We start from the raw sequence: 1379 nt of genomic DNA, 5'->3' as shown, positions 1-1379 counted from the left end.
CCAGATGTACACTCAACACGCTCGTCGGAACTCGCCTCATCGCTGCTGGCTCGCGTCCGGGCTTTCAAAGTAAGCCATTAACCACTGCTGCGTCTTGAGATCTCAGCGACTGCGCAACGAGATCGCCGTCCGCTTGCAGGTTCGAATCATGAGAGCACTAATCTGCTCTTTGCGGTTTGTGTCCGCTGTTCGGGCCGCACCGATATAAGAAAGCAGCCTTTGTGATCTAGTTCGCTGCCTTAGCAGTAGTGCTATTTGAGAATCTCATCGTCACGGAGTTTCTTTGACGAAATCGGTCCGCGAACAGACTAAACTATTCTGCATCGGACTCTAAGATTACCGATATTCCTGTAAACTTGAAGCTCGTGTCGGCTATGGCAATCAGTTTTTGCTGGGCGGGAGAGAACCCTATTTGGCACCCCCTTGGTACTACCCTTGCTTGGTCATCGCTCGTTCTCCAACCGCCGAGCGCGGCGAATCATGGCCAAGCCACCCAAACCGCTGCTCACCAGGATTAACGCGCTGGGCTCGGGGACAACGAAGGCGTTGTAGTGGTTCCGGATGGTTGCGGCAGTGAGTGCCGAATCGTAAACCGCAACTCCTAAAATCGCCCCGTTCAACTGGTCGAAACCTCCAGTAGAATTATCGTACGCTTGGCCAATGCCGACTGATCCTGATATTAAAAAGGAAGAATTGACGGTATCGGCGAGAACCCCGTTGACATAGAGTTCCGCGCCGGTGCCGTTCATGACGAAGACGGCTTGAGTGTCCACGCCAAAAATCGAATCTGTTGCGAAATTAACGTCGTAGGCGCCAAAAAGAGTGACACCGAACTTTCCTGTGTTGCAGCACTGATCCAATTTGAGTCCACCGGGATCGCTGCCGACATTTCCCGGCGCATAACCCGCACCCATCAACGCACTACTGACTCCCCCGACATCGGCATTGTAAATGAATTCGTAAGTCACTCCGCCACCCGTGGCGAGGCTGTAGTTTCCGATATCGTCTACGGTTGGTGTCAGAATTTGCGTCTTCACATAGCCGGGATTGGAAGTTTGAATCGCGTTGAGCCAGTCAGCGATTCCATCGGCGTTGGCAGAACTCGCCAGAGCCAGTGCCAAAATGAAAGCTAAACGGCAAAGAGTAGTCTTTCTCATTAGTCATCTCCATCAGGCTTGCCAGCAGAAACTCTTGGAGGCAGAAGTTTCGTTGCTTTCACGATCTGTGCAGATAAGTGCCGTCAGGTTAATTCGCGAGAATTCCGACGGGAAAATCCGAAAGCAGGTGCTCAGCGCAACCAAGACTCCCAGATTCAAGCCAGTCGGTTCGGCAGAATTACGCGATTCTGCAACGGGCGAAGAGATTGGTTTGAATTGGAC

General features: G+C 52.3%; 2 protein-coding genes. Both read right to left on the bottom strand.

Annotation, left to right across the window (positions count from 1 at the left end; genetic code table 11):
• Positions 1-443: 443 nt before the first annotated feature.
• Positions 444-1157 (bottom strand): LamG-like jellyroll fold domain-containing protein, encoded by a 714-nt coding sequence (locus NG895_RS19960; RefSeq protein ID WP_252854296.1) that lies wholly within the window; start codon positions 1155-1157, stop codon positions 444-446.
• 12 nt (positions 1158-1169) lie between these two features.
• Positions 1170-1379 (bottom strand): hypothetical protein (locus NG895_RS19955; protein WP_252854295.1); only part of this gene is annotated, 210 nt, incomplete at its 5' end.

It is taken from the genome of Aeoliella straminimaris (genome assembly GCF_024054565.1).
GTDB lineage: Bacteria > Planctomycetota > Planctomycetia > Pirellulales > Lacipirellulaceae > Aeoliella > Aeoliella straminimaris.
This window is presented reverse-complemented; position numbering and strand designations above follow the sequence as displayed.